A 26013-nucleotide genomic window follows, 5' to 3' on the forward strand; every position below is an offset into this window, starting at 1 on the left:
CTTGTCATGGAAAGTTCACGAAAACGTGAATGGCGGGGCCAGATCGATTGACCGGCACTGACAGGCTCCGGTCCGGAAATGAAAACACCCCTGATGGAAGAACCGGCGATAGCCTTGGGCTACCGCCGGTTCCGGGTGAAAACCGATGAAACCCGAAGGTTACAGCGGACGGCCGATGCCGTTGCAGACGCTGGTGTCGCCGACTGCCAGGCTGTTGGAAGTCAGGAAGGCACCGCGAATTGCGGATTTCCAGGTACCGCTCAATGGAATGAACTTGTGGGCGGTGATGATCGAGTCGTTGTTCGAGATCGCGCCGTAGTGCTTGGTCATGAAATCACGCACCGAAGTGGTGACCGCAGCATCACGGTAGCACTGACCGATATCCAGGAAGGTGTAGGCAACCAGGCTGTAGCCAGTGGCCGGGTTAGCCAACACAGGCGCCCAGTTGGCAGGGTTGTTGCGGGCAGTACCGGTAGGAGGAGCGATGGCGCTCAGGGCAGTGGTGACGTTGCCAACGGTTGGCAGCAGGCCGTTGACCTTGGCGACCACGGCATTGTTGGTGGCATCGACGCTGTCCGGACCGACATAACCGATGGCGCCTGGAGTGGCGGCTACGGTGGACGCCATGTCGCCGCTGGTCGCTACCGCGATCCAGTTGGCTGGTTCTGCGCCAGTCTGAGCGGTAGTGAAGGTGCTGCTGGTGGTGAACAGGGTTGGGCACTGGCTGTTCAGGTGACGCGACAGTACTTCGGAAGTACCGCTGCTACCGGAACGGTAGACCACGACGATTGGCGTGGTGTCGGTAGTGCCGAGCAGAGCACCCCAGGTAGCGGCCTGGCCGGAGAAAGCCTGGCACAGTTGGGCGCTGGTCAGGTCAAGGTTGGTGATACCCGACTTGTTGTAAGGGATGGTGACCGAAGTGCCCACCGATGGAATCTGGATCAGCGGACCCCAGTTGGCGGCGTTAGGAAGACCAGCGGTGTTGTGAGCGGTGTTGTAGGTTTCGAGCTCGGCGGTGGAAGTACCGCTGCTGAGGATCGAGTCGCTACCGGCGTAGCTGACTGGCACGCCAGCGGCCTTGCCGAATTGAGTGGCGTCGTTTTTCAGGAAGGCCGACTTGCCCGCGCCGCTACCCACACCGACGTAAACGTCGAAGGTCGAAGGACGGAATGCCGAGTCGTTGTACAGGCCTTCTGGCAGAGTGGCGCCGCCACCCACTACGGCGGCCATCGATTGGGCCGAAGCCAGTGCAGCAACAGCCAGGGAGGCGGCCATCAGAGTGCGCTTAAACATGAAGAATCTCCTTTCGTCGTGTTCGTACGTTGAGTTGTTTGCTCGTTCGTGACGCCATGGCACTCGATGCGTCGCCTTGGTTCCAGACGACTTGTGGGCTGAGGCCATGGGACAGAAGTTCTCAATTTCCGGTGACAGATCAGGGAAAAAACCTCGGGTGAATCTCATTGATTTTCAAATAAATTCTCGGGTGTTCGCAGCACTTTCACCCCGTAATGGCGGGGGTTTTACGGGAGTGGCAAAGAGCCCGTCGCTACAGGCGGCAAGACACGGGCGGCCCTTGAGCGGATATGACAGAACGAGGAACCCGAGTTCTGCCGGGGCCACATGCTAAGGTGCATGAATATTTTTCGAACACGAGCCTTTATGCCCCATTTAGCCCGCACCCATCCGCGCCTGACCATCGCCGCCCTCCTCGGCCTCGCCGTGGGTGTACTCGCCCCGGTCAGTCCGCTGCTGAACAAGATCCTGGTCGGCTGGAATGCCGGCGTCTGGGCTTACCTGGCACTGATGATGTGGTTGACGGTGATGGCCAGGCCCGAGGATGTGCAGCGCTTTGTCGAACGCGAGGATGAAAATGCCGGCCTGGTGCTGTTGATGGTGTCCATCGCGGCGATTGCCAGCCTGGCGGCGATCACTTTCGAGCTGGCCGGCAGCAAGGATCTGGACAGCCATGCCAGGGCCCTGCGCTACGCCTTTACCGGATTGACGGTACTGGGTTCATGGTTGCTGATCGGGGTGATTTTCAGCGTGCACTATGCGCGGCAGTTTTATCTGTCCGAGGAGAAGGACCCGCCGCTGCGCTTTGCCGATGGCGAGCAGCATCCGGACTACTGGGACTTCCTGTACTTCTCGTTCACCATCAGCGTGGCGGTGCAGACGTCGGATGTCGGGGTCGCGACCAAGGCGTTGCGCAAGGTGGTGCTGGCGCAGTCGCTGATCGGTTTCCTGTTCAACACGGCGATCCTGGGGTTTTCGATCAATATCGCGGCGGGGTTGTTTGGCTGAAAACGCTTGCAAGACCCGGCAAGACCCGGCGAAAGCGCGGGTGTGTGGGCCTGGCTTGTGTGGGAGCGGGCTTGCCCGCGAAGAGGGCCTTGAAGGCGCTAAAAGCTTCGCGGGCAAGCCCGACTCCCACAGGGATCGTGTCGGACGTCACTCGGTCGCGAGCACGCCACGACGGACCTGGTCACGCTCGATGGACTCGAACAGCGCCTTGAAGTTGCCTTCGCCGAAGCCATCGTCGCCCTTGCGCTGGATGAACTCGAAGAACACCGGGCCCATCAGGGTTTCCGAGAAGATCTGCAGCAGCAGTCGCTTGTCGCCCTCTTGCGAGGAGCCGTCGAGCAGGATGCCGCGCGATTGCAGTTCCCCGACCGGCTCGCCATGGTTGGGCAGACGGCCTTCGAGCATCTCGTAGTAGGTGTCGGGCGGCGCAGTCATGAAGCGCATGCCGATCTTCTTCAACTGGTCCCAGGTCTTGACCAGGTCGTCGGTGAGGAACGCCACGTGCTGGATGCCCTCGCCGTTGAACTGCATCAGGAACTCTTCGATCTGCCCGGCGCCCTTGGACGATTCCTCGTTCAGCGGGATACGGATCATGCCGTCCGGGGCGGTCATGGCCTTGGAGGTCAGGCCGGTGTATTCGCCCTTGATGTCGAAGTAGCGGATCTCGCGGAAGTTGAACAGCGTCTCGTAGAACTTCGCCCAGTAGGCCATGCGCCCGCGATAGACGTTGTGGGTCAGGTGGTCGATGATCTTCAGGCCCGCGCCCTGTGGGTGACGGTCGACGCCCTCGAGGTAGACGAAGTCGATGTCATAGATCGAGCTGCCTTCGCCATAACGGTCGATCAGGTACAGCGGCGCGCCGCCGATACCCTTGATCGCCGGCAGGTTCAGTTCCATCGGACCGGTGGCGATATGGATCGGCTGGGCACCCAGCTCCAGGGCACGGGCATAGGCTTTCTGGGCGTTCTGCACACGGAAAGCCATGCCGCAGACCGACGGGCCGTGCTCGGCTGCGAAGTACGAGGCCACGCTGTGGGGTTCGTTGTTGAGGATCAGGTTGATCGCGCCCTGACGGTACAGGTGCACGTTCTTGGAACGGTGGGTCGCGACCTTGGTGAAGCCCATGATCTCGAAGATCGGCTCCAGGGTGTTCGGGGTCGGCGATGCGAATTCGATGAATTCAAAGCCCATCAGGCCCATTGGGTTTTCGAAGATATCTGCCATGGTGGCGCCTCATCATATCAATCAAGTAACGGTCGGTTAGTTGCTGTCGATGCGGACGCTGGCGGGTGGCGCACAGGAAATTCCCCGCACGCTGCGGGCAAGAAAGTCGCCGTAGATCAGTTGGAACCCAAGTAGCTTCATGAGACTTTATTCTTATAGGCGTAAATTGATTCTACATGGCGTAAACCGTTTTGTCCGTATCCCTTTTGCATTACCGTTTGGGCAACAGCCGCGCCGGCCGGTTGCACAGGTAGATACCGGCCATGATCAGCACACCGCCCAGGCACATGATCGACGTCAACTGCTCCCCCAGCAAGAGTGCGCCGCAGATCACCGCAGTCAGCGGATTGAGGCCGATGAATACACCGGCGCGTGTCGCGCCGATACGCTGGATACCGTCGTAATACCAGATATAGGCCAGGGCCGAACCCAGGCCGCCGAGGTAGACCAGGCTCAGCAGTTGGGGCGCAGTCAAGGCGTCGATCACGTCAAGGCTCGCCTCCCCGCGCAGCCAGGTCGCCAGCCAGAGCATCGCCGTGCCGAGCCAGATCGAATACGTCACGGTGGTCAGCGGTCCGAGGGCCCGCGTCAGGTGGCGCGAAAACAGCGAGTAGACCGCCCAGGACAGCACGCAACCGAAGATCAGCAGGTCGCCGATCCAGGCCTGGCTCGCGCCTTCGAACAGGTTGCGGTTGCCGCTGACGATCACCAGCCCCGCTCCGCCCATGCAGACCAGGATGCCGAGGATTTTCAGGGGCCCCAGGCGCTCCTTGAAGAACAGCCACGAGGCCAGCCCGAACACCGCCGGGTTCAACACCACGATCAGCGATGCCCGCGAGGCATTGATGTAGTGCAGGCCGTAGAAGAAGCACAGGTTGTAGAGAAAGATACCGAACAGGCCCAGCACCGCCAGTTGGGCGAACTGCTTTCTGTCGGGCAGCACCAGCGGAATCCGGGCCACCGCGATAAACACCAGCAGGATCAGGCTGGCCAGCAGGAAGCGCAGGCTCGCCAGCAGCAACGGCGCGATATCGGCGGAAAGGAAACGCCCGGCGACAAAAGTCCCGCCCCAGATCATCGAGACCCCGGCGAGCTTGAAATACACCCACAGATCATGACTGGGGCTGAAGGCAGGTGCCTGGGTATGCATGTTTTCTCCTGGGCGTTGGCCCGACCTGTTGCTAACCTGCGCCTATTATTTTATTTATCCTCGATCATCGTAAAATGAGTAAACACTCATGACACTGACCCAACTGGAAGTGTTTTCCCTGGTCGCCGAGCTGCAAGGCTTCACCACCGCGGCCCAGCGGCTGGGGATCAGCCAGTCCGCGGTATCCCACGCGATCAAGGGGCTGGAGCAGGAATTGGGGGTGGAACTGATCCGCCGCCATCAGCACAAGGTCGAACTGACCGATATCGGCGCCCGCCTGCTGCAACGGGCCCGCGCCATGCTGGGCCTGGCCGACACCCTGAAACAGGAAGCCGCCGATGCCCGCGGCATGAAAAGCGGCACCCTGCGCATCGGTTCCTTTGGCCCGACCGCCTCCAGCAAGCTGCTGCCGGCGCTCCTCGAACGCTACCGGCGCGAGCACCCGGGGATCCAGGTGCATGTCGACGAGGGGCCGGACCGGCAAGTGCTGGAGTGGCTGGAGGATCGACGCATCGATATCGGTTTCGTGGTCCTGCCCGAGGAACGCTTCGATACCTTCGCCCTGGTGGAAGACCAGATGGTCGCGCTGCTGCCGACAGGCCATCCGCTCGGCCAGAAGGCGTCGGTCGAGTTGCAGGATCTCTGCGGGGAACCCTTCATTCTCACCGGTGCCGGCTCCGGTGAACTGGTCTCCAGGTTGTTCGCGGCCCAGCGCCTGGTGCCGGATGTGCGTTACCGCACCGCGCAGTTGCTCAGCATCCTGTCGACCGTGGCCCGCGGCGAGGGCCTGACGGTCATCGCCGAACAATCGTTGCCCGAGCACCCGGCCCCGGGCTATATCAGCCGACCGTTGTCACCGCCGGTCAAGCGCAAAATCGGTATCGCCGTGCTCGACCGCCGCGAGGTTTCGCCAGCGACCCAGGCATTCATCGATCTGGCGACCGGTTTCGATTACCGCTGAGCATACGCACGCCACAACCGCCAACTATCATCCGTCTACCGCTCCCTGCCCACACAGGTTTCCCGAATGCCACTGACCGTCAAGGGTTCTCGCTCCTGGTCTGCCCGTTACGGGCTGAGCCTGTTGATCGGCCTGCTGCCCATCCTCTCGGGCATCGCCATCCTTCACTGGCAGGCCGACCGGGCCTTGAACGCCCATAGCCGGGAAACCGCCGACGAAGCCCTGAAACAGTTCGAACTGATGCTCGACAATGCCGAGTTGTCGGCCCATGCCATCGTGCCGCTGGCGGGGCGGCCCTGCGCCGAGGTCGAGCTGGCCCTGCGCGAGCAAGTGACCCGCCGCCCGTTCGTGCGCGCCGCCAACCTGGCCTGGGACAACAACCTGTATTGCACCTCGTTGTTCGGCCCTTACCAGGAGGTGGTCAATCCGAGCGATTATGTCGGTGGCCGGCTCTGGTTGATGGATGGCAATCCGGTCACGCCCAAGTCGTCGCTGCTGGTCCTTCGCCTGCAGCAAGGCAACGGTGCGGCGATGGTCAGTATCGACGGTTACCACCTGGGCAATCTGTTGCGCCTGATCGGCCGCGAGGCCGGCCTGGTCCTGCAGGTCGGCAATGTCTGGACCTCCGGCCAGGGCCAGGTACTCGCCGGCAAGGCGCCCTCCTTCGCCGTTGCCCCTACCACCCTGCGCTCCACGCGCTTTCCGTTCAGCGTCAGCGCGGGCTTTCCCGAGGGTGAAACCTGGCGCTACGTCGGCAAGGAATATCCGGAACTGCTGGCCCTGCTCCTGGTATTCGGCGCCTTGGCCGGCCTTACCACACGCTGGCTGCAGAAACGCTCCGGCGCACCGAGCCATGAGTTGCAGCGGGCACTCGAAGCCCGGGAGTTCATTCCGTATTTCCAGCCCGTGGTACACAGCGACAGCTTGAAATGGTCCGGCCTGGAAGTGTTGATGCGCTGGAATCATCCCCGCGAAGGCCTGGTGCGCCCGGATCTGTTCATTCCCTTCGCCGAGCATACCGGCCTGATCGTGCCCATGACCCGTTCGCTATTGCAGCAGACCGCTACCCTCCTCGCCCCGCACTCGGACACCTTCGAGCCCGGCTTTCACGTCGGCGTGAACATTACCGGCAGCCATTGCCATGACCTGGAACTGGTGGAGGACTGCCGGCAGTTTCTCGCCGCCTTCGCTCCAGGGCAGGTCAGGCTGGTGCTGGAACTGACCGAACGGGAGTTGATCGAACCCAGCGCCATTACCCACCAACTGTTCGAACAGTTGCGCGGGTTGGGCGTGATGGTCGCCATCGATGACTTCGGCACCGGGCACTCCAGCCTGAATTATCTGCGCAAGTTCAATGTCGACTACCTGAAGATCGACCAGAGTTTCGTCGCCATGATCGGTCACGACGCACTGTCGCGGCATATCCTGGACAGTATTATCGAGTTGAGCGGCAAGCTCGAACTGGGCATCGTTGCCGAAGGCGTGGAAACCGTGGAGCAACGTGATTACCTGGCTTCGCGCGGGGTCGACTTCCTGCAGGGCTATCTGTTTGGAAAACCGTTGCCGGCCGCCGACTTTCTCAACAGTCTCAAGCAGCAACGCGCCGATTAGTCGGCCATGCAAAACACCGCGACGGTAACTCCAGTACTTTCGCGGTACTACTTTCGCTCTATGATTTACTCCTGAGCCGATAACTACTACACTTTTTCCTGCCAGCAGTAAATTGACGGGAAAGCCTCGGGTTTATACATAATGACCCAGCGTATTCAGGGCACTGTGGACAGTGTCTGGTGGGATCGACTGTAAGCGACGGCTTGTCTCTTTGTTATAGGTTCATGGCAACCGAATAGACTATTGGAGTAAAAATCTTGTCCAGACTCGCTGAATTTCGCGCCGCAGAAAAAGCCCTTCAAGAACAACTCGCTCAGCTGGAAGCCCTGAAAAACGATGCCGGGCTCAAGAAGGAAATCGAGTTCGAGAAAAAACTCAAAGACCTGATGAAGACCTATGGCAAGAGCCTGCGGGAGGTCAACGCCATCCTCGATCCCCAGGCCTCCAGCGCCAAGGCCGCCCATGCGCCTAAGCAGCGCCGTGCTCGCGTGGTCAAGGTCTATCAGAACCCTCATACGGGAGAACTGATCGAAACCAAGGGCGGTAATCACCGTGGGCTCAAAGCCTGGAAAGAACAATACGGTGCCGCCACCGTGGACTCCTGGCTGCGCGGTTAACTTCTTTCCCCCTCCACTAAAAACCCTGCAAACGCAGGGTTTTTTTATGAAGGAACAAAACGAAACAGGATTAACAAGCCATACCTTCGCGCGACTCTTTCAAAGTGTGTCCCGCGCCAACATCACCGTAAACATGTGCGAGGACAGGTTGCGTCCGCCGGAGTTCCATCGTGTTGCTACTTTCATCTCCCGCGTAACTAATGACAACTGGCCATTAAGTACCGCATATTCCTTGCACGCTGTCAGTTATTTCCATTCGAAGCAGACACTGTAAAAAATCCCGCACAGGTCCGTCCTTCACCGTCAGCCACGACGCCGGTCGGATAAAAGATACCCGTTCGAAGCCTTCACGTTTTTTTCACATCGACTCTTACAGGATGAAGGCTGCTAAAGGATTAGCGCCCCAATGCCCGCTTCGGCGGGCTTCTTTATGCCTTGATGTTTATCTGCCCGCACTTCATATAACTCATTACCCCCCCCTCTGAAGTACCCCGCTATTACCTCTGCGCCGGCCCGAATGCCTAGAATCGAGCCACAGGATTTGGAGCGCGATCGCACTTTCCGTATCATCCTGTGTCCCACAAGGTCAGAGACCGGCCAGCCTGTGCTGGCGCCTCATCGATCGACCGCCTTCATCACCTTCGCGGAGGGCCTATGAGCCTGCACGACCTGAACACCTTCCCCGGCGTTACCGCCCAACCCGACACCGCCACCCAGGGCTTCGTGTTCAACCACACCATGCTGCGCGTCAAGGACGCTACCAAGTCCCTGGACTTCTACACCCGCGTACTGGGTTTTTCCCTGGTGGAGAAACGTGATTTCCCGGAAGCCGAGTTCAGCCTGTATTTCCTTGCCCTGGTGGACAAGTCGCAGATCCCGGCCGATGCGGCGCAGCGCACGCAATGGATGAAGTCGATTCCCGGCATCCTGGAACTGACCCACAACCACGGCACCGAGAATGACCCTGATTTTGCCTACCACAACGGCAATACCGATCCGCGGGGCTTCGGCCATATCTGCATCTCGGTGCCGGATATCCGTGCCGCCTGCGAGCGCTTCGAAACCCTGGGCGTGGAATTCCAGAAACGCCTGAGCGACGGCCGCATGAAAAGCCTGGCCTTCGTGAAGGATCCGGATGCCTACTGGGTAGAGATCATCCAGCCGGCGCCGCTGCAAGACGCCTGACTCTCGCTCCTGAAACGCAAAAGCCCCATGGATCGTCGATCCATGGGGCTTTTTTGATGATCTGATGATCGTTCCCACGGTCCCCGTGGGAATGCAGCCCGTGACGCTCTGCGTCACAAGAGCGGACGCAGAGCGTCCAGGAAGGCATTCCCACGCAGAGCGTGGGAACGATCAAGTCTGATGAATCAAGCTGGAGCGGAGGTGCGGATCAGGTGATCGAAGGCACTCAGCGAAGCCTTGGCGCCCTCTCCTACCGCGATCACGATCTGCTTGTACGGCACCGTGGTGACGTCACCGGCAGCGAAGATACCCGGCAGCGAGGTTTCACCGCGTGCATCGACAATGATCTCGCCCCGTGGCGACAACTCGACACTGCCCTTGAGCCAGTCGGTGTTCGGCAGCAGACCGATCTGCACGAAGATGCCTTCCAGGTCGATGGTGTTGAACTCGCCCGAATCGCGGTCCTTGTAGACCAGGCCGGTGACCTTCTGACCATCGCCCTTGACTTCACTGGTCAGCGCACTGGTGATGACGTTGACGTTCGGCAGGCTGTACAGCTTGCGTTGCAGAACGGCGTCGGCGCGCAGCTTGCTGTCGAACTCCAGCAGGGTCACGTGGCTGACGATACCGGCCAGGTCGATGGCCGCCTCGACACCGGAGTTGCCGCCACCGATCACCGCGACACGCTTGCCCTTGAACAGCGGGCCATCACAGTGTGGGCAGAAGCACACGCCCTTGGCCTTGTATTCCTGCTCACCCGGCACGCCCATTTCACGCCAGCGGGCACCGGTGGCGAGGATCACGGTCCTGGCCTTGAGGCTGGCACCGCTTTCGAAGCGCACCTCGTGCAGCTCGCCGGCATTCTTCGCCGGCACCAGGGCACTGGCGCGTTGCAGGTTCATGATGTCGACGTCGTACTGGCGGACGTGCTCTTCCAGGGCGCTGGCCAGCTTTGGCCCTTCGGTTTCCTGGACCGAGATGAAGTTCTCGATGGCCATGGTGTCCAGTACCTGGCCACCAAAACGCTCGGCCGCGACACCGGTACGGATGCCTTTGCGGGCGGCATAGATCGCTGCCGCGGCACCCGCCGGGCCACCACCGACCACCAGGACGTCAAAGGCATCCTTGGCGTTGAGTTTTTCCGCCTGTTTCTCGATGGCGCCGGTATCGAGCTTGCCGAGGATTTCCTCGAGGCCCATGCGGCCCTGGCCGAAGTTCACGCCGTTGAGGTAGATACTCGGTACGGCCATGATCTTGCGATCGTTGACTTCGTCCTGGAACAGCGCGCCGTCGATGGCGACGTGACGGATGTTCGGGTTCAGTACCGCCATCAGGTTCAGCGCCTGGACCACGTCCGGGCAGTTCTGGCAGGACAGCGAGAAATAAGTCTCGAAGTTGAACTCGCCCTTGAGCGAGCGGATCTGTTCGATCACTTCGACACTGGCCTTCGATGGGTGGCCGCCGACTTGCAGCAGGGCCAGCACCAGCGAAGTGAATTCATGGCCCATCGGGATGCCGGCGAAACGCAGGCTGATATCGGCTCCCGGGCGATTCAACGAGAACGATGGCTTGCGCGCATCGGTGCCGTTGTCCAGCAAGGTGATCTGAGTGGAAAGACTGGCGACGTCTTTGAGCAGCGCGAGCATTTCCTGAGATTTCGCGCCGTCATCGAGGGAGGCGACGATCTCGATCGGTTGCGTAACCCGTTCCAGGTACGACTTCAACTGGGCTTTAAGATTGGCGTCCAACATGCGGGCGATTTCCCTTTTTCAATACGGTAGAAATAACAACGCCCAGGTGATTACCACCCGGGCGTTATTGGGCGGTGCGGCTGACTTATGAAGTGCGGATGACCGCCCTTGGCTGACTCACAGGCTTAAATTTTGCCGACCAGGTCCAGGGACGGAGCCAGGGTGGCCTCGCCTTCCTGCCACTTGGCTGGGCAGACTTCGCCCGGGTGGGCAGCAACGTACTGAGCGGCCTTGATCTTGCGCAGCAGCTCGGAAGCGTCACGGCCTACGCCGCCATCGTTGAGTTCAACGATCTTGATCTGGCCTTCAGGGTTGATCACGAAGGTGCCACGGTCGGCCAGACCGGCTTCTTCGATCAGCACGTCGAAGTTGCGGGAGATGGTCAGGGTCGGGTCGCCGATCATGGTGTACTGGATCTTGCCGATGGCTGGCGAAGTGTTGTGCCAGGCAGCGTGGGCAAAGTGGGTGTCGGTCGACACGCTGTAGATTTCCACGCCCAGTTTCTGGAACGCATCGTAGTTGTCAGCCAGGTCTTCCAGTTCGGTCGGGCAGACGAAGGTGAAGTCGGCTGGGTAGAAGAACACTACCGACCATTTGCCTTTCAGGTCAGCGTCCGACACTTCGACGAAATTGCCGTTTTTGTAAGCGGTTGCTTTGAACGGTTTAACTTGGCTGTTGATGATAGGCATCGTTGACTCTCCGTCAGGGGTTAAGAAGTTGATGGGAGAATCCTAGCCATTCTTTTGCGTTCTGGCTCATTGGCAAAGCTGATGCTCGCGATTGGTTTTCGCTATAAGCCCACTGTATTAATAGAAGAAATCTTATGATCCCTGCCGGACCGGCTTTTCATCGAGCAGGCCCATGCCGGCAAACGGGCTGGCCTCGACGTAGCGCATGGCGGATTTCAGGTCTTTCCAGCCGACATAACTCATCAGCGACTTGAGGTCCCAGCCACTGCGATGAGCCCAGGTGGCGAAGCCCCGACGCAAGGAATGGCTGGTGTAGTGCTCGGCAGCGATACCCGCGCGCTCCAGCGCCTGGCGCAATAAAGGAATGACGCTATTGGCGTGCAGGCCCTCCTCGCCCAGGTTGCCCCAGCGATCAATCCCACGAAACACCGGGCCACGGACCAGCGCCGCGCAGTTGATCCACTCGATATACGCCTGCACCGGGCAAAGCCGCTGCAGCGCCGGGGTCTGGTAGGTGCGCCCGAGGTTGTCCCGGTCGCTCTTGCTGCGTGGCAGGTACAGGGTAATCCCGGTACCCGACTGCGCCAGCACGTGCTCGATCTCCAGCCGGCACAGCTCATCGCTGCGAAAACCACGCCAGAAGCCCAGCAGGATCAGCGCCGCATCGCGCCGCGCGCGCAGCAGGCGTGGCCGATCCTGTTGCGCCAGCGCGGCCTGGGCCTCGCCCTCCAGTGAAGCGATCACCTGTTCCAGATGTTGCAACTGCAAGGGGGCGGCCTGTTTTTCCTGCACCGGATGCAGGGCGCGAATGCCCTTGAACACCTTGCGCACCACCGGCGCCTTGGTCGGGTCGGCAAAACCCTGGCTGGCATGCCATTGGGCCAGGGCCGAAAGGCGCAGCTTGAGGGTATTGATCGAAAGCAACCCGGCGTGGGCCACCAGGTAGCGCGCCACACTGTCGCCGGTGGCCGGCAGGAACCCGCCCCAGCTCACTTCGAAGTGCTCGATGGCCGCCCGGTAGCTGCGGCGGGTGTTGTCCCGCGTGGCGGCGTGCAGATAGCGATCCAGCTCGCTCATGGGCAGATATCCCGACAGGTGTACGCAAAAAACAGGGGAAAAACTGAAAACCGCTTCTCACAAGGGGTAATACTAGTATATCCCATGTCAAAAACCTTCGATATTGGCTTATTCGTTTTTAGTGATATGCTATGTAAATACAGGCTACATACCACAGTACGAAATCGTAGGAGAAGACATGGCTCGCGGCGGCGTGAACAAGGCGGTGGTGCAAACCGCACGATTGGCGATCCTCGCCCGTGGCGAAAACCCCAGCATCGATGCGGTACGTATCGAAATGGGCAATACGGGTTCGAAAACCACCATCCATCGCTATCTGAAGGAGCTGACCGAAAGCGACCAGCGCCTGGCGGTGCCCCAGGAAGATCTCGAGGAAGAGCTCGCCGCGCTGGTCTCCCGCCTCGCCCAGCGCCTGCAGGAACAGGCCCGGGAACCGCTGGAACGGGCCGAGGCGCAGTGGCAGGAACAGCAGGCCCAATGGCAGGTGCGACAGGCGGAGGCGACACAGAAGCTGGAGCAGTTGCAGCAGCAGCTCGAGGTCCAGGCGGCGGCCCTGGAGCAGGAATCCCAGGACCTGCTGACCACCCGCTCCATGCTGCAGACCGAACAGACCCGCAATGCCGGCTTGAGCCAGGCCCTCAGCGACAACGAGCTGCGTCTCAAGGACAAGGAAGAACAGATCCGCTCGCTGGAAGACAAGCACCAGCATGCCCGTGACGCCCTGGAACACTTCCGCAGTGCCGCCAGGGAGCAGCGCGAGCAGGAGCAGCGTCGCCATGAGGGTCAGCTGCAACAGGTACAGATGGAATTGCGCCAGGCCCAGCAGAGCGCGCTGGTACGCCAGGATGAAATCACCCAGTTGCACCGCGACAACGAGCGTCTGCTGGCGGAAAGCCGTGGGCTGATGAAAGAAGTGAAGCAGTCGCAGGAACAACTGCACAAAGCTGCCAGCCGCGAGGAACAGCTGCTGGATCGCGCGATCCAGCTGGAAAGCGAACGCACCCTCCTCCAGGAGCGCCTGCGGGTGGCGCAACAGGCCACGGACGCGCTTCAGCAGACGAGCGATGCACAGCGCACGGCCAGCAAGGCGCTGGAACTCAAGCTCCTGGAGGTCGAGGCGGCACTCGACCAGGCCCGAGCCGCCCTGCCTGCGCAGTCCTGAGCGTCAGGCCTTGCGCCGATAGAGCATCAGCAGCACCAGGTACGGCCCACCCAACAGAGTGGCTGTCAGCCCGGCAGGCATTTGCTGGGGGAAGATCAGCTGCCTGCCCAGCCATTCCGCGACGATCATCAGGATCACGCCAGATGCCGCTGCCACCCATAGTTGTTGCAACGGCTGACGAGCGCCGACCAGCCGTGCGATATGCGGGGCCAGCAGGCCGATAAAGGACAGTGGTCCGACCAGCAGGGTCGCCATGGTGGTCAATACCCCGGCGAACAGCAGGATCAGCAGACGCGCACGGCTCACCGGAACGCCGACACTCGCTGCCGCGCCCTCTCCCAGCGAAAACGCCTTGAGCCAGCGCGAGAACAGCGGCGCCAGGCATAGGCCGAGCAGCAACAGCATGGCGGCGGCCCAGGCCAGGGCCGAGGGAATGTAGTAGATCGAACCCGTCACCAGTTGCAGCATCAAGGCCGCACGAGGATCGCCGCTGGCCAGGGTGGCACTGACCATCGCCTGGAACCAGGCACTCACCGCGACACCGATCAGCAACAGGCGTTGTGGAGTAAAGGCACCACGTCCCAGCCAGAGCAACCCACCCAGGGCGAGCAGCGAGCCCGCCAGGCACGCGCCGAAAAGAATGGCCGGTGACGGCTGGCTCACCATGAAGACCACCACGACTATCCCCAAGGCTCCGCCGGAGCTGACCCCGAGCAGATCGGGACTGGCCATCGGGTTGGCCGTGGCCCGTTGCAGCAAGGTGCCGGCCAACGCCAACAGCCCCCCGGACGCGGCTGCGATCACGCTATGGGGCAACTGCCAGAACAGCAGCGCCTGCACCTGGGTCGGGCCTGCGAGATGCCAGCCATCCAGCCCCTGGGACACGGCAAACGACAGAAACAGGCCGGCCAGCAACAGCGTCACCAGGCCCCAGCAGCGCCCCCGCGTCAGCCCCCTACCAGTCGGCCAGCCCGGTTTCCAGTGAGCGGCCCCACCGCTACGCAAGCGAGGCAGCATGACAAGCAGCAGTGGCACGCCCAGTAACGAGGTAACGGTGCCGGTCGGAATCAGGTGGGCCGAGAGCGAGTCTGCGGTCGACAGCAGCAGGACAATCTGGTCGGTGGCCCACAAGATAGCCGCGCCAATAGCACTCGACCACCACAGGCGCTGGTACAGGGTGCGTGCACCGAGCAGGCGCGCCATGGCCGGGGCCGCCAGGCCGAGAAAACCGATCACCCCCACCTGGGCCACCACCAGGGCCGTCAGGACCACCGCCACCAGCAGTGCGATCAGTCGTGTCCGCTCGACCTTCGCGCCGAGGCTGCGGGCGGTGCTTTCCCCGCTGTCGAGCAGCGCCAGCGGGCGCCGTATGCTCCACACCGCCCACGCGCAAGCCAACACGCCGCTCGCCAGGTGCCGGCTGGGCTGCCAGCCGGCCTGCTCCAGCGCACCACCACCCCAGATCTGCAGCCCGAGCAGAAAATCGAAGTGCACCAGCGCGATCGCCAGGCTGACCGCCCCGCAGTAGAGATTGACCACCATTCCCGACAGAATCACCGCCATCGGCGACAATCGCTGAGGCCAGGCCAGCGCCAACACCACCAGCACCGCCAGGGCGCCACCACCGAGGGCCACCAGCTCGCGGCCAGCGGCCCAGCTCTCGGGCGCATAGAGGGTGTAGAGCGTCAAGGCCAGATAGGCTCCAGGGAAGATGCCCAAGGTCATCGGCTCGGCCAGCGGGTTGCGCAGCACCTGCTGGATCAGCGTGCCGGCCAGGCCCAGTGCGGCGCCACACAGCAGCGCCATTGCCACACGGGGCAACAGCGACTCATGCAGCAACACCTGGGACAGATCAGCAGGGTTCGGGCTCAGCAACGCCGGCAACCACGGCCGGCCCCCCAGCATCGCCTGCGCTTGCAGGACAGCCAGGATCGCCGCCACCGCCAACAGGCCGACCACCAGCAACAGGCAGCCTCGAGGGACGAAAAGTAGACGAACACTAGACACTGGCAGGCTCCTGATGGGCCGTTCGAGACAGGGCCGCCTCCACCGCACGGGCGAAGCGTTGCAGCGACGTCAGGCCGCCATAGGGTGCGATCACTGGCAGGCGCGCCACACGACCCTCGCGAACACAAGGCATGGCTTGCCAGACCGGGCTACGTCGCAGAGCCGCCTGTACGTTTGGCGCCACCGGCCCGACCAGCAGCAGGTTGGCCTCGGGAACACCGGCAAGACGTTGCAGGGGCACCAGGGCATATCCCGCCGAATTGCTGACCCAGCCACCTGGCGCGGCATCGACGGGATGGGCCGCATTGCTTACGCCAATCCTCGCCAGTACCGCATCGAACAGACTGCCGGCGCCGTACACCCGCAGGTGATACTCATCCACCGCATCGGCCACGAGGGTCGGCCGTGCGTTAATGCCAGGCTGCTCGGCCAGGAGCTGACGCACCGCTGCGAAGACCTCCTCGGTCTCGGCAAGCAGGGCCTCGGCGCGCACCGGGCAATCGAGCACCCGGGCCATCTGCCGAGTCTCCTGCTGCAAGGCCGGATAAGGTTGCGGGGCGCTCATGTAGCCGCCCAACGTGACCGTCGGCGCCAGGCGCTCGAGCATCGGTTTCAAGCCGATATGCCCGGGTGTCAGGATCAGCAGGTCGGGCCGCAGTTGCTGGAGCAGCTCGAAGTTGGGCTGGTATAGCAGGCCGATATCGATCACCCCGGCGGGTAACGGCGGCTCGACGATGGTCCGGGTGTACCAGTCGGGCAGCGGCAAGGCGACGGGAGCATGCCCCAGCGCCAGCAACGTTTCGCTCAGTTCCCAGCTCAGCGGAATGATCCTTGAAGGCGTGAAGGTCGATGGTGAAGTCCACGAACGACTCATCCACAGTGCCGGAGGCGCGCCGGCCAGCCACTGCAGGATGCGCCGACGACTGAGCCGCGCACTCATCGCGCAAAACCTATCAGGCGCCCGCTGGCTGGATCGGCCACCACCCCCATCGGCACGCCGTAGACGCGCTCGAGATGCGCCTCCTGGAGCATCTCACGCGCCTGGATCTGCAATTGCAGACAACCTTCACGCAGGGCGATGACCTCATCACAGAAACGTGCGGCCATGTTGACGTCGTGCAGGATGATCACCGCGCCCATGCCGCGCTGCCCGCAGAGATTGCGGAGCAGTTCGAGCACCGCCAGTTGATGGCCGATATCGAGGGCCGAGGTCGGCTCGTCGAGCAGCATGCAGCGACAGTTCTGCGCCACCAGCATGGCAATCCACGCCCGCTGGCGTTCGCCACCGGAGAGGCTGTCGACGGGACGCTCGGCATATTGCGCGACATCGGTGGCGAGCATCGCCTGCTCGACCTGGTCCCGATCCTCGGCGCCAAACCGGCCGAGGGCGCCATGCCAGGGATGCCGCCCCAACGCCACCAGTTCCCGCACCAGCAGCCCATCGACTTCGGGCGGCTGCTGGGGCAGATAGCCGATCTGCCGGGCAAAGGCTCGTGACGACCAGCCATGCAGCGGTTTGTCGCCCAGTTGCAACGAACCGGTACTGGCCGACTGCTGGCGGGCCAGCAACTTGAGCAAGGTCGACTTGCCGGAGCCGTTATGACCGATCAGGCCATAGATACGGCCTTCCCCGAGGCGCAGGTCCATGGGCTGCAACAGGGTCCGGGCCCCCACCTTCACACTGACGCCATCCAGGCGGAACAGATCGGGCTCCTGGAGCGACCCGCAGGCCCCGACGATGGGATTGGACTCAAGCATACTCATCGAAGCTCCTCTGCACTGACGGCACCCGGCACATCGGCAACGATCTGGCCGGTGTCGAGCTTGATGCAGCGGTCGGCCAGGGAGAAATAACGATCATCGTGGGTGATCACCAACACCGCCTTGCCACGGGCCTTCAGGTCCGGCAGCAGGCTCTTGTAGAACACCTCCTTGAAGGCCGGATCCTGGTCGGCCGCCCATTCGTCGAAGACGTAGAAGGCTCGGTCTTCGAGCAACGCCACCAGCAAGGCCAGGCGCTTGCGCTGGCCCTGGGACAGATTGAGGGTGGTAAAGGCACCGTCCTCGATGCTCACCTTGTGCTCCAGTTGCAGCGACTTGAGCAGCGTCCGGGCCTGGGGCTCCAGATGGGGTGGCATCACCCCCAACAGGGTATCGAACAGGAAGAAATCGCTGAATACCGTGGAAAAGCGCTGTCGGTAGGCATCGCGCGTCGCCGCCTCAACCGGTTCACCGTCCAGCAGCACGCTACCGCCCTCGCCTTCATACAGGCCCACCAGCAGCTTGGCCAGGGTGGTCTTGCCGCTGCCGTTACCTCCGATCAGGTAGGTGATTTCCCCCGGCGAGAACCGCAGATCGATGGGACCGAGCATGAAGTAGCTGTTTTCCTTCTCTCGAAAGTAACGGTGGCTCAGACCACGCAACTCGATGGACCGAAAGCCGCTGTCCTCCCCCTGCTCGCCCGCGATCTCGGCCGGCAGTTGCGCCTCCAGGCGGGCGATCCGCTCCAGGGCGATGCGCGCCGAGCCCAGGGTCGGCAGGGCCGCCAGCAGGCCCTCGATCGGCAGGATCATGTAGAGGAAGATCATCGCGTAGCCGGACATCACCTGATGGTCGACGTCATAGGTGCGTGACAGCACGAACAGCGTCAGGCCGACAAAGGCGAACAGGACCAGGTTGCCCCAGCTCGACGCGGCGCTGAACAGCACATAGCCCAGGGTACGTTGCACCCGCACCGACTCGATATGCGGCGCCAGCGTGTCGTCGATAAAGGTGCGACGGCGGGAGCGGTGCAGCTTGAGTTCCTTGGCACCGTCGAACAGGGCGCGAAATTGCTGGATCAGATCGTCCTCGCGCTGCCGCGAACCGCGCAGATGCTCCAAGGCCCGGCTGTTGACCAACAGGAAACCCACCGCGCCGATGGCGATGGCCACCAGCGCGAACAGCAGGATCTGCCAGGACAGCCAGCCCAGGTAGGTCAGGCAGCCGATGATCACCGTGCTCTGCATCATGATGGTCGGCAGATTAATGAACAGTACCACCAGCGTATCCAGGTCTCCGGTCAGGATCGCCAGGGGCCGCCCGCCGCCATAGCGCTCCAGGTGGGCATAGGAGGCGTTGGCGATATGCCCGATGGTGCGCAAGCGCACGCTGGCCTTGGCCCGTTGCCCGAGGTACAGGAACAGGGTCTGCGACAACAGGCGCAGCAGCAGCACGCCGATCCCCAGCAGCATGAAGCGCAGGCCGAGGGCACCCAGCTCATCGCCCTCGACCGACAGTGCCTGGTTGATCAACGCTACCATGGCAGCGCTGCCGAAACCGCTGAGCAAGCTCGCCACGGCCGCCAGCACAAGCCAACTGCGTGCGCCGTGGAGCATGCCCAGCAACAGCGCGAAGGGCGTGCTGGAATCTCCTGGCCGGGTGTCCTGGCCAGGAATCGAGGGGTTGGTTTGTCTGGTCGAAGTCATCGGTGATCAGTACTTCACTCGCAAGGTCAGCGTCGCGTTGCGTGGATCGCCATACAGCCCGTAGTAGCTTGAAGGCACCCGCGCATAGTAGGTACGGTCCAGCAGGTTGTTCATGTTGAGGGCCAGGTCCAGATGCTCGTCGATCTTGTAGCCGATCAGGCCATCCACCACCGCGTAACCGCCCTGGTAGCTGACTTCATTGCGGGTGGTACGGCTCTGGGCACGAACGCCGCCGCCGACACGCCAGTTGTTCAGGGCGTCACCCTCGAAGTGATAGGTGTTCCAGAGCTTGAGCATGTGCTTGGGTTCTTCCGGGTCCTGGATGCTGCCATCGCTGGCTGCCGATCCCAGCAGCTTGGTCTGCAGGTAGGTATAGCCGGCCTGTACATCCCAGTTCGGCAGGATCTTGCCGGTGACTTGCGCCTCGAAGCCGCTGCTGCGGGCCTTGCCCTGGGCCAGCCAACGACCGGGGTTGGCGTCGTCGGCCACCGGACGGTTCTGGTCGTCGATCTGGAACACGGCCAGCGAGGCGTCGAGGCGGCCATCGAGGAAATCGCCCTTGAGCCCGACTTCGGCCTGATGACCGGTGCGCGGCTTGAGCACGCTGCCGCTGGCGGTGGTCTGGAAGGCCTGCGACGGAGTGAAGATGTCCGAGTAGCTGGCGTACGCCGACAGCCAGGAATTCACGCCGTAGACCACCCCGCATAGGGGGTGAACTTGTTCTGGTCAGGATCGTTGACCGTCGCTCCGTTCGAAGGTAGCAGGTTCTGCCGCGAGCTTTCATAGTGGTTCTGGCGGCCGCCGAGGATCAGCGACAAGTCGTCCACCGGCTTGAAGGTGACCTGTCCATAGACGCCATACTGGCTGGTGTCGGAGGTGGTACCAAAGCTGTAGGGAATATCAGTGTTGGGCACATTGATGTTGTCGATGTCGACCACCCCGCCACTGGTGCCGCCCGACAGGCTGTGCTGGTGACTCTGGGCATAATTGACCCCGAGCATCAGTTCATGGGTGCGACCGAACAGCTCGAATGGCCCGTTGACATAGGAGTCGACGCCAACCCAGCGATAACGGTCCTGCTGACGCTGCAACCAGTAGTCGGCCGAACGATCGGGATTGACCTGGCCATCGATGTAGCCGTACTTAGAACTCACCTCCGAAGTCCGGTAGTTGATCGCCGTGCGGTTCTGCCAGCCGTTGCCGAAGCGATGCACCAGATCGGCATAAATTTCGGTCATGTCGGTGTCGGCATAACTCCAGTCGGTGCCGTAGAAACCCGAACGTTTCGAATCGACAAAGCGGCCGTTGGTGAACGTCGACAAGCCGTAGTCCACGCCATTCAGGTTGATTTTCTGCTGGGCCATGCCGACCGTCAGCTCGGTGTCCGGATCCAGGTCAAAGGCCAGCGAGCCGTAGATCAGACCCTGGCCGGTCTTGCCGTCATCCTGAAAGCCCCGTTCATCCCGCCCGCTGAAACCCAGGCGCCCCTTGATGTTGCCGCTGTCGGTCAGCGGGCCGGTGACGTCCCATTCGGTCCGGTAGGTATCCCAGGAACCGGCCGATACCGCGCCAGTCAGGCCGAACACATCCTGGGGACGCTTGCGCACCAGGTTGACCGTGCCACCCGGGTTCCCGAAGCCTTGCAGAAGCCCGGCGGGACCGCGCAGGACCTCGACCCGGTCGTACATCGCGAGGTCGAACTGTGGCAGATACTGCAGGCCGTTGTTGGCCGGCAGGCCATCGAACTGCACCTCGGCGGCATAGCCGCGGGATTGGAAATAGCTCGTGCCGTCACCATAGGTCACGGCAGTGATTCCCGGTGTATTGCGCAGGGCGTCGTCCACCGTGGTCATAGCCTGGTCGTCCATGCGCTGGCGGGTGATCACCGAGACCGAACCCGGCAGGTCCTTGGGCTGCACCGGCACCTTGCCAACCGTCACCAGGGACGCTTTGTAGCTGTCGGTGCCTTCAGTCACGGCGGCATTCTGTGTAATCTGGTCACCGACGATCTGGGTTTGCGGCAAGACCGTCTCCGAAGACGATTGAGCCTGCGCCACTGCCGCAGCCAGCGCCAGGGGAGCAAACAGAAGGTGGTTAAACGTCAGCCGGCAAGGCGAGGGAACGTGTGCAAAGCGTTCAATCATACTTCTGCTCATGAGAATCAATGGCTCTGATGGTTGTAAATGCGATTGGTTTGCATTAATTTTGCCAGTCTGTTTACTTGGCTTCAGGACAACTTGTATCGATGAAAGGACAGAATTGGCGCTTTTCTGCCGCTCACGACCATCCCGCCCCAAAAGCAGCCATTACCCCCTACCGAGAATTTCCCGAGGACGCCCCGCCGCTGGTGGTCAGGGCCTATGACTATGCCTCGGGGGCCAGGCAGCAGCCCCACTCCCACGCCCGGATCCAACTGATGTATTCGCCACGGGGACTGATGCGGGTGACCACCGAAACCGGAGCCTGGACCCTGGCCCCCATGCGGGCGCTGTGGATACCGGCGGGGGTGACCCATGAAGTACGGATGGTCGGGGAAATCTCGATGCGCTCGGTGTATCTGGAGCCCCACGCAGTGCCGTGGCGCTGGGATGAATGCTGTGTGCTGACCATGACGCCGTTGATGCGCGAACTGATCCTGATGCTCAACGACAACCCGATCCTGGCCGAACAACCCCGCCAACAGGCTTCAGGATTGCTGATTCATCTGTTGGGCCAGGCCTCCCGACAGAACAACAACCTGCCGATGCCGCTGGATCGCCGGTTGCGGCGGGTCTGCGATGCCATCCTGCAAAGTCCGGACAACAACGACACCCTGGAAGAATGGGGTGAGCGCATCGGTGCCAGTTCACGAACCCTGGCGCGGCGGATGAAGGAAGAAACCGGCGTGACCTTTCACCACTGGCGCTTGCAGGTGCGGGTCGACGAGGCGATCTGCCGGCTGGTGGAAGGCGTGTCGATCAACGAAGTGGCCCAGGCCCTGGGTTATCGCAGTTCGAGTGCCTTTATCTACATGTTCCGCAGTTTGCTCGGAAGCACACCGGCGCAGTATGTCGAGCGGGTGCTGGCTGGCGGACAGGGACTGTCCAGCGCCGAAACCGGCACCGAGTTGCTCGGTGCCGGGTAAACGTCTTTACCGCAGACGCGATCAGGCCGGGTTTTTCACGCTGGGACGCTCACTGACCCTGGCGTTCCAGGCCGCCAGCGCCGTGCATTCCTCCGGGATCGCAATCTGGGCAAAACCGGCAAAGACCAGGCCCGCCCAGACGGTGATATCCGCCATCGAGAATTGATCGCCAGCCACGTACGGCCGGGTCTGCAGGACCTGGTCGAAATAGCGCATGCCGTTGAGTGCCTTCTCGCGATTCCTTTCTCCCCAGACCGCCCGCTCCTGCCACTCGGGGCTCTTGTAGGGTTTCAACTGCGGCCCGAGCCCCTCGGTGGCGTGATGAAAGTAGATACCGATGGCGTCGATCAACTGGTCGTCGGCACGTTTCTGCATCATGTGGATCACGCCCTTCTCCTTCGGCGTCGTGCCGGTGAGCGTGGGCTTGCCGTCGAGGTTGTCGAGGTACTCGGTAATGGCCGTGCATTCGGCCAGGCAGGTGCCGTCATCCAGCTCCAGTACCGGCACCGTGCCGGTGGGGTTCTTCTCCAGGAAGGCCCTCTGCTTGTGCTCGGCGGCCGGCACGTCGACGCGGACGAACTCGACCCGCGAGGCCAGGCCTTTCTCGGCCAGGGCCACACGAACACGCAACGGGCTGGGAAAACCGGGCATATCGTAAATCTTCATTCTTGACTCCATTGCCATCTACCTATCGGAAGGTAGACAATGAGAGCAACGGCATACCCTTGTCAACGTATATCTATCGATAGGTAGGCGAAATTTTCATGAGCACAGACACCCGACAAACCATCCTGCAAGCTGCGCGCGCGGTGGTACAGGCTCGCGGCTACAACGCCTTGAGCTTTCGCGAACTGGCCAAGGACGTCGGCATCAAGAGTGCCAGCATCCACTACCACTTCCCCACCAAGGGCGACCTGGGCGCCGCACTGGCCCGGCGTTATACCGAAGACGCCCTGGGCTTTTTCGAACAGTTCCTGGCGGCGTCCCAGGATCCCTCCTCGGTCCTGAAGAACTACACGGCGGTGTTTCGTGCCGCCCTGGAGAACGGCAACCGCATGTGCCTGTGCGGCATCCTGGCTGCCGAACACCACGACCTGCCGCCGGAAGTGCAGGTCGAAGTGAAGGCCTTCACGGACGCCAACATCGCCTGGCTGGCCCGGGTGCTGGCCTTGAAACAGGCGGATGCGCAACCCGAAGCCCTCAGGCAGCAGGCGCTGTCGATCTTTGCCGCGATCCAGGGGGCACAACTGGTGTCGAGGGGACGCAACGACATCGCGATCTATGACCAGCTGATCGGCTCGTATCGGATGGCCGGCCTGATTCCCTGAGAAACAGGCCCTGATCGAACGCAAAGGCCCCCGAACGCCTTTTCCCATGCCAGGAAAGGAAGTGGCTGACTAGCCGGTCCAGCCGCTCTGGAGGGATGATCTGATCTGGTCAGCTGTCATCGACAGCACCAGCCCAAGTGGTCGCGATCTTCAAGGCCACGGTGCGCTTATTGCGCATTGATCGCCCGAAGTTCGCCCAGCATTCGCAAGCGCGAACAGTCGTCGACACCCTCGCCGACCGAATGCACCACGCCAACCCTGACGGAGACCAGCCGTCAGGGGGTGTCTCCGTCAATCATTTGATCGAGGAGACACCATGAGCCTGAAAATGTCGCTGTACGACGCGCTGATAGCCCTCAGGGTTCCACCGGAGAAAGCCAGGGCCGTTACCGAGGCTTGTCGGGAAGACGTGCAGATTCTTGCCCTGAAACCCGATCTGGCGCGAACCGAAAACCAGTTGAAAAAATCCATCTCGGACGTGGCCGGCGAGATGCGCGGTTCGATCAGGGGGGTTCGAAGTCAGTTCGAAGAACAGACCGCACAACTCCATAACCTGCTCGAACGGCAAAGTGAGCAGATAGCCATCTTGAGTCGCGCTATCACCCACCAGGTCGAAGACCTTCGGTTGCTGGTGGAAAAACAGAGCGACGAGGTGTTTTCCGCAATCGATAAAAAAGGCAACAGCCTGCATGCCGCCATGAAGAAACAGGAGAGCCTGACCGACGAAAAAAGCACGTTGCTCGAGTCCTCCATCAAGGACTTGAAGTCGAAAAACAGATTCGTCTATTGGCAACTGGGAATCGTTGTCGCAAGTGTGCTCTTTCCGCTCCTCAAGATCGGCTTCGACCACATCCTTGCTCAATACATGTTCTGACCCGAAGCCCCGCTGGCCTGCCGACCGGCTTCAATCGATCGGCAGTCCGTAGGGCCCGGACAGGATAGGCGTTTCGCTACAAAACCGTTTCAACCCGCGCGGGGAACACTCCCCGTATGGGTGCGGTGTCTCTCCGCGCTCCATCTTGCAGGAGAGAACCATGAAACCAAGTGCTTGTACCCAACAGCAACTGGAACTGCTCAAGTTGCCGATTGTTATCACCGCCGATGTCTGGAGTGAAGCTGTAGACATTGATCGACAGCCGAGCATCGCCAAACATGGCTTTCGCCTGAGTTCGGTGCTGCACGCGGCTTACAGCGCAATCGTGTTCAAGACCTGGGTCGAGGTACCCCCGTACTTTGACTTCAGTCTTGACCACTTTGCCCCCTGGACATGCCAGTCGGGTGCCACCTGGCTGGATCTGCGTTTACTCGTCGTCCACGACGAAGAGACGCCGATAGCGCTGAAAATCATGCTCAGGCATGAGGCGGTAGGCGCTGATACACCCATACCCCAGCTTCACTGAGGCTGCTCGACCCCTTGCTCGCCTGTCCGGGCGAGCAAGGGGTTTTCTTTATCGCCCTATCGTGTCACTGACTCGCCGCGGCCAGTTTGTCTTCGGTGCGCGTCGCGAAATCGCTGGCGTCATGACGCTCACGCAATTGGCTGGAAGGCTCCCCGGATACACGGTTGACCATCCGTCCGCGCTGCACCGCGGGACGTGCGTCGATGGCATCGGCCCAACGCTGGACATGCCGGTAATCCTGCACCGACAGGAACTCCGCCGCCTCATAGAGCCGCCCCTTCGCCAGGCCACCGTACCAGGGCCAGATCGCCATGTCGGCGATGGTGTACTCGTCGCCGGCAATGTATTCGCTGACGGCCAGGCGCTTGTCGAGCACATCGAGCTGGCGTTTGGTTTCCATGGCAAAGCGGTCGATCGCGTACTCGATCTTTGTCGGCGCATAGGCGTAGAAATGCCCGAAGCCCCCACCCAGATACGGCGCGCTGCCCATCTGCCAGAACAGCCAGGACAGGCATTCGGCGCGTGCAGCGGGCTCGGTCGGCAGGAACGCGCCGAATTTCTCGGCCAGGTATTGCAGAATCGCCCCCGACTCGAAGATCCGGATCGGTTTCGGCCCGCTGTGGTCCATCAGCGCAGGAATCTTGGAGTTCGGATTGACGTCCACGAAACCGCTGCCGAACTGATCACCGTCGCCGATACGGATCAACCAGGCATCGTATTCCGCGCCCTGGTGACCAAGGGCCAGGAGCTCCTCCAGCAGAATGGTGATCTTCTGGCCGTTGGGCGTTGCCAGGGAATACAGTTGCAACGGATGACGTCCGATCGGCAACTCCTTGTCATGGGTTGCCCCGGCGATGGGCCGGTTGATATTGGCAAACTTCCCGCCGTTCTCCGTAATCCAGGTCCAGACCTTGGGTGGCTGGTAATCCGATGAGTGGGTCATGCTCAATACTCCTTGG

At 61.7% G+C, this 26013-nt stretch carries 24 protein-coding genes; 10 read left to right on the forward strand and 14 right to left on the reverse strand.

Features of this window, described 5'->3' with window-relative positions; translation table 11 throughout:
* Positions 1-159 precede the first annotated feature (159 nt).
* Positions 160-1293: a substrate-binding domain-containing protein gene (locus KI243_RS16685; RefSeq protein WP_177131447.1), complete on the reverse strand. Its 1134-nt coding sequence runs from the start codon at positions 1291-1293 to the stop codon at positions 160-162.
* A gap of 366 nt (positions 1294-1659) precedes the next feature.
* On the opposite strand from KI243_RS16685, the gene KI243_RS16690 reads away from it, so the two are divergent.
* On the forward strand, positions 1660-2301 hold the full coding sequence (locus KI243_RS16690; RefSeq protein ID WP_177131449.1) for a DUF1345 domain-containing protein: 642 nt from the start codon (positions 1660-1662) through the stop codon (positions 2299-2301).
* Between the two features lie 147 nt (positions 2302-2448).
* Here the strand turns inward: KI243_RS16690 and hppD are convergent, their stop codons facing one another.
* Positions 2449-3525: a 4-hydroxyphenylpyruvate dioxygenase gene (gene hppD, locus KI243_RS16695; RefSeq protein WP_212809387.1), complete on the reverse strand. Its 1077-nt coding sequence runs from the start codon at positions 3523-3525 to the stop codon at positions 2449-2451.
* Positions 3526-3736: 211 nt separating this feature from the next.
* The gene (locus KI243_RS16700; RefSeq protein WP_177082674.1) at positions 3737-4675 is read right to left on the reverse strand and encodes an EamA family transporter; all 939 of its coding nucleotides are present in this window, start codon (positions 4673-4675) and stop codon (positions 3737-3739) included.
* 88 nt (positions 4676-4763) lie between these two features.
* Between KI243_RS16700 and KI243_RS16705 the strand changes: the two genes are divergently transcribed.
* The 4 genes from KI243_RS16705 to gloA all read left to right on the forward strand — a co-directional run bounded on the left by KI243_RS16705 (position 4764) and on the right by gloA (position 9049).
* Positions 4764-5636: a LysR family transcriptional regulator gene (locus KI243_RS16705; RefSeq protein ID WP_212809389.1), complete on the forward strand. Its 873-nt coding sequence runs from the start codon at positions 4764-4766 to the stop codon at positions 5634-5636.
* A 66-nt stretch (positions 5637-5702) separates the two neighbouring features.
* A complete protein-coding gene (locus tag KI243_RS16710; RefSeq protein WP_212809391.1) occupies positions 5703-7247 on the forward strand; it encodes an EAL domain-containing protein in 1545 nt (514 codons plus the stop codon).
* A gap of 257 nt (positions 7248-7504) precedes the next feature.
* Positions 7505-7864, forward strand: coding sequence for a histone-like nucleoid-structuring protein, MvaT/MvaU family (locus KI243_RS16715; protein ID WP_017128504.1), 360 nt, complete (start codon positions 7505-7507; stop codon positions 7862-7864).
* 654 nt (positions 7865-8518) lie between these two features.
* Positions 8519-9049, forward strand: a complete 531-nt coding sequence (gloA, locus tag KI243_RS16720) for a lactoylglutathione lyase (protein WP_017128505.1) — start codon at positions 8519-8521, stop codon at positions 9047-9049.
* 185 nt (positions 9050-9234) lie between these two features.
* On the opposite strand, the gene ahpF is transcribed toward gloA, so the two are convergent.
* From ahpF to KI243_RS16735, 3 genes are all read right to left on the reverse strand, one after another.
* On the reverse strand, positions 9235-10800 hold the full coding sequence (gene ahpF, locus KI243_RS16725; RefSeq protein ID WP_017128506.1) for an alkyl hydroperoxide reductase subunit F: 1566 nt from the start codon (positions 10798-10800) through the stop codon (positions 9235-9237).
* Between the two features lie 125 nt (positions 10801-10925).
* Entirely contained in the window at positions 10926-11489 is a 564-nt protein-coding gene (ahpC, locus tag KI243_RS16730; protein WP_017128507.1) for an alkyl hydroperoxide reductase subunit C, read from the reverse strand.
* Positions 11490-11621: 132 nt separating this feature from the next.
* The gene (locus KI243_RS16735; protein ID WP_212809393.1) at positions 11622-12566 is read right to left on the reverse strand and encodes a site-specific integrase; all 945 of its coding nucleotides are present in this window, start codon (positions 12564-12566) and stop codon (positions 11622-11624) included.
* A gap of 178 nt (positions 12567-12744) precedes the next feature.
* On the opposite strand from KI243_RS16735, the gene KI243_RS16740 reads away from it, so the two are divergent.
* Positions 12745-13728 (forward strand): DNA-binding protein, encoded by a 984-nt coding sequence (locus tag KI243_RS16740; protein WP_178991433.1) that lies wholly within the window; start codon positions 12745-12747, stop codon positions 13726-13728.
* A gap of 3 nt (positions 13729-13731) precedes the next feature.
* Here the strand turns inward: KI243_RS16740 and fhuB are convergent, their stop codons facing one another.
* From fhuB to KI243_RS16770, 6 genes are all read right to left on the reverse strand, one after another.
* Positions 13732-15735 (reverse strand): Fe(3+)-hydroxamate ABC transporter permease FhuB, encoded by a 2004-nt coding sequence (gene fhuB / locus KI243_RS16745; RefSeq protein WP_052328591.1) that lies wholly within the window; start codon positions 15733-15735, stop codon positions 13732-13734.
* Positions 15728-16675, reverse strand: a complete 948-nt coding sequence (locus tag KI243_RS16750; RefSeq protein ID WP_017128510.1) for an ABC transporter substrate-binding protein — start codon at positions 16673-16675, stop codon at positions 15728-15730. The genes fhuB and KI243_RS16750 overlap by 8 nt, the downstream gene beginning before the upstream one ends.
* Entirely contained in the window at positions 16672-17382 is a 711-nt protein-coding gene (locus KI243_RS16755; protein ID WP_244861903.1) for an ATP-binding cassette domain-containing protein, read from the reverse strand. The genes KI243_RS16750 and KI243_RS16755 overlap by 4 nt, the downstream gene beginning before the upstream one ends.
* Positions 17383-17495: 113 nt before the next feature.
* Entirely contained in the window at positions 17496-19202 is a 1707-nt protein-coding gene (locus tag KI243_RS16760) for a cyclic peptide export ABC transporter (RefSeq protein ID WP_244861722.1), read from the reverse strand.
* A 6-nt stretch (positions 19203-19208) separates the two neighbouring features.
* Positions 19209-19889, reverse strand: a complete 681-nt coding sequence (locus KI243_RS16765; RefSeq protein ID WP_212809395.1) for a TonB-dependent receptor — start codon at positions 19887-19889, stop codon at positions 19209-19211.
* The gene (locus tag KI243_RS16770; RefSeq protein WP_212809400.1) at positions 19886-21226 is read right to left on the reverse strand and encodes a TonB-dependent receptor; all 1341 of its coding nucleotides are present in this window, start codon (positions 21224-21226) and stop codon (positions 19886-19888) included. The genes KI243_RS16765 and KI243_RS16770 overlap by 4 nt, the downstream gene beginning before the upstream one ends.
* Before the next feature lie 221 nt (positions 21227-21447).
* Between KI243_RS16770 and KI243_RS16775 the strand changes: the two genes are divergently transcribed.
* Positions 21448-22326: a helix-turn-helix transcriptional regulator gene (locus KI243_RS16775; protein WP_083875452.1), complete on the forward strand. Its 879-nt coding sequence runs from the start codon at positions 21448-21450 to the stop codon at positions 22324-22326.
* Between the two features lie 21 nt (positions 22327-22347).
* Here the strand turns inward: KI243_RS16775 and KI243_RS16780 are convergent, their stop codons facing one another.
* A complete protein-coding gene (locus tag KI243_RS16780; RefSeq protein ID WP_017128515.1) occupies positions 22348-22992 on the reverse strand; it encodes a glutathione S-transferase in 645 nt (214 codons plus the stop codon).
* 98 nt (positions 22993-23090) lie between these two features.
* Between KI243_RS16780 and KI243_RS16785 the strand changes: the two genes are divergently transcribed.
* From KI243_RS16785 to KI243_RS16795, 3 genes are all read left to right on the forward strand, one after another.
* A complete protein-coding gene (locus tag KI243_RS16785) occupies positions 23091-23654 on the forward strand; it encodes a TetR/AcrR family transcriptional regulator (protein ID WP_177108245.1) in 564 nt (187 codons plus the stop codon).
* A 316-nt stretch (positions 23655-23970) separates the two neighbouring features.
* Positions 23971-24528, forward strand: coding sequence for a hypothetical protein (locus KI243_RS16790; RefSeq protein ID WP_017128517.1), 558 nt, complete (start codon positions 23971-23973; stop codon positions 24526-24528).
* Positions 24529-24688: 160 nt separating this feature from the next.
* The gene (locus KI243_RS16795; protein WP_017128518.1) at positions 24689-25054 is read left to right on the forward strand and encodes a hypothetical protein; all 366 of its coding nucleotides are present in this window, start codon (positions 24689-24691) and stop codon (positions 25052-25054) included.
* A 64-nt stretch (positions 25055-25118) separates the two neighbouring features.
* Here the strand turns inward: KI243_RS16795 and yghU are convergent, their stop codons facing one another.
* Positions 25119-25997, reverse strand: coding sequence for a glutathione-dependent disulfide-bond oxidoreductase (yghU, locus tag KI243_RS16800; RefSeq protein WP_212809402.1), 879 nt, complete (start codon positions 25995-25997; stop codon positions 25119-25121).
* Between the last annotated feature and the right edge of the window lie 16 nt (positions 25998-26013).

This window comes from Pseudomonas sp. Ost2, from assembly GCF_018326065.1.
GTDB lineage: Bacteria > Pseudomonadota > Gammaproteobacteria > Pseudomonadales > Pseudomonadaceae > Aquipseudomonas > Aquipseudomonas gingeri.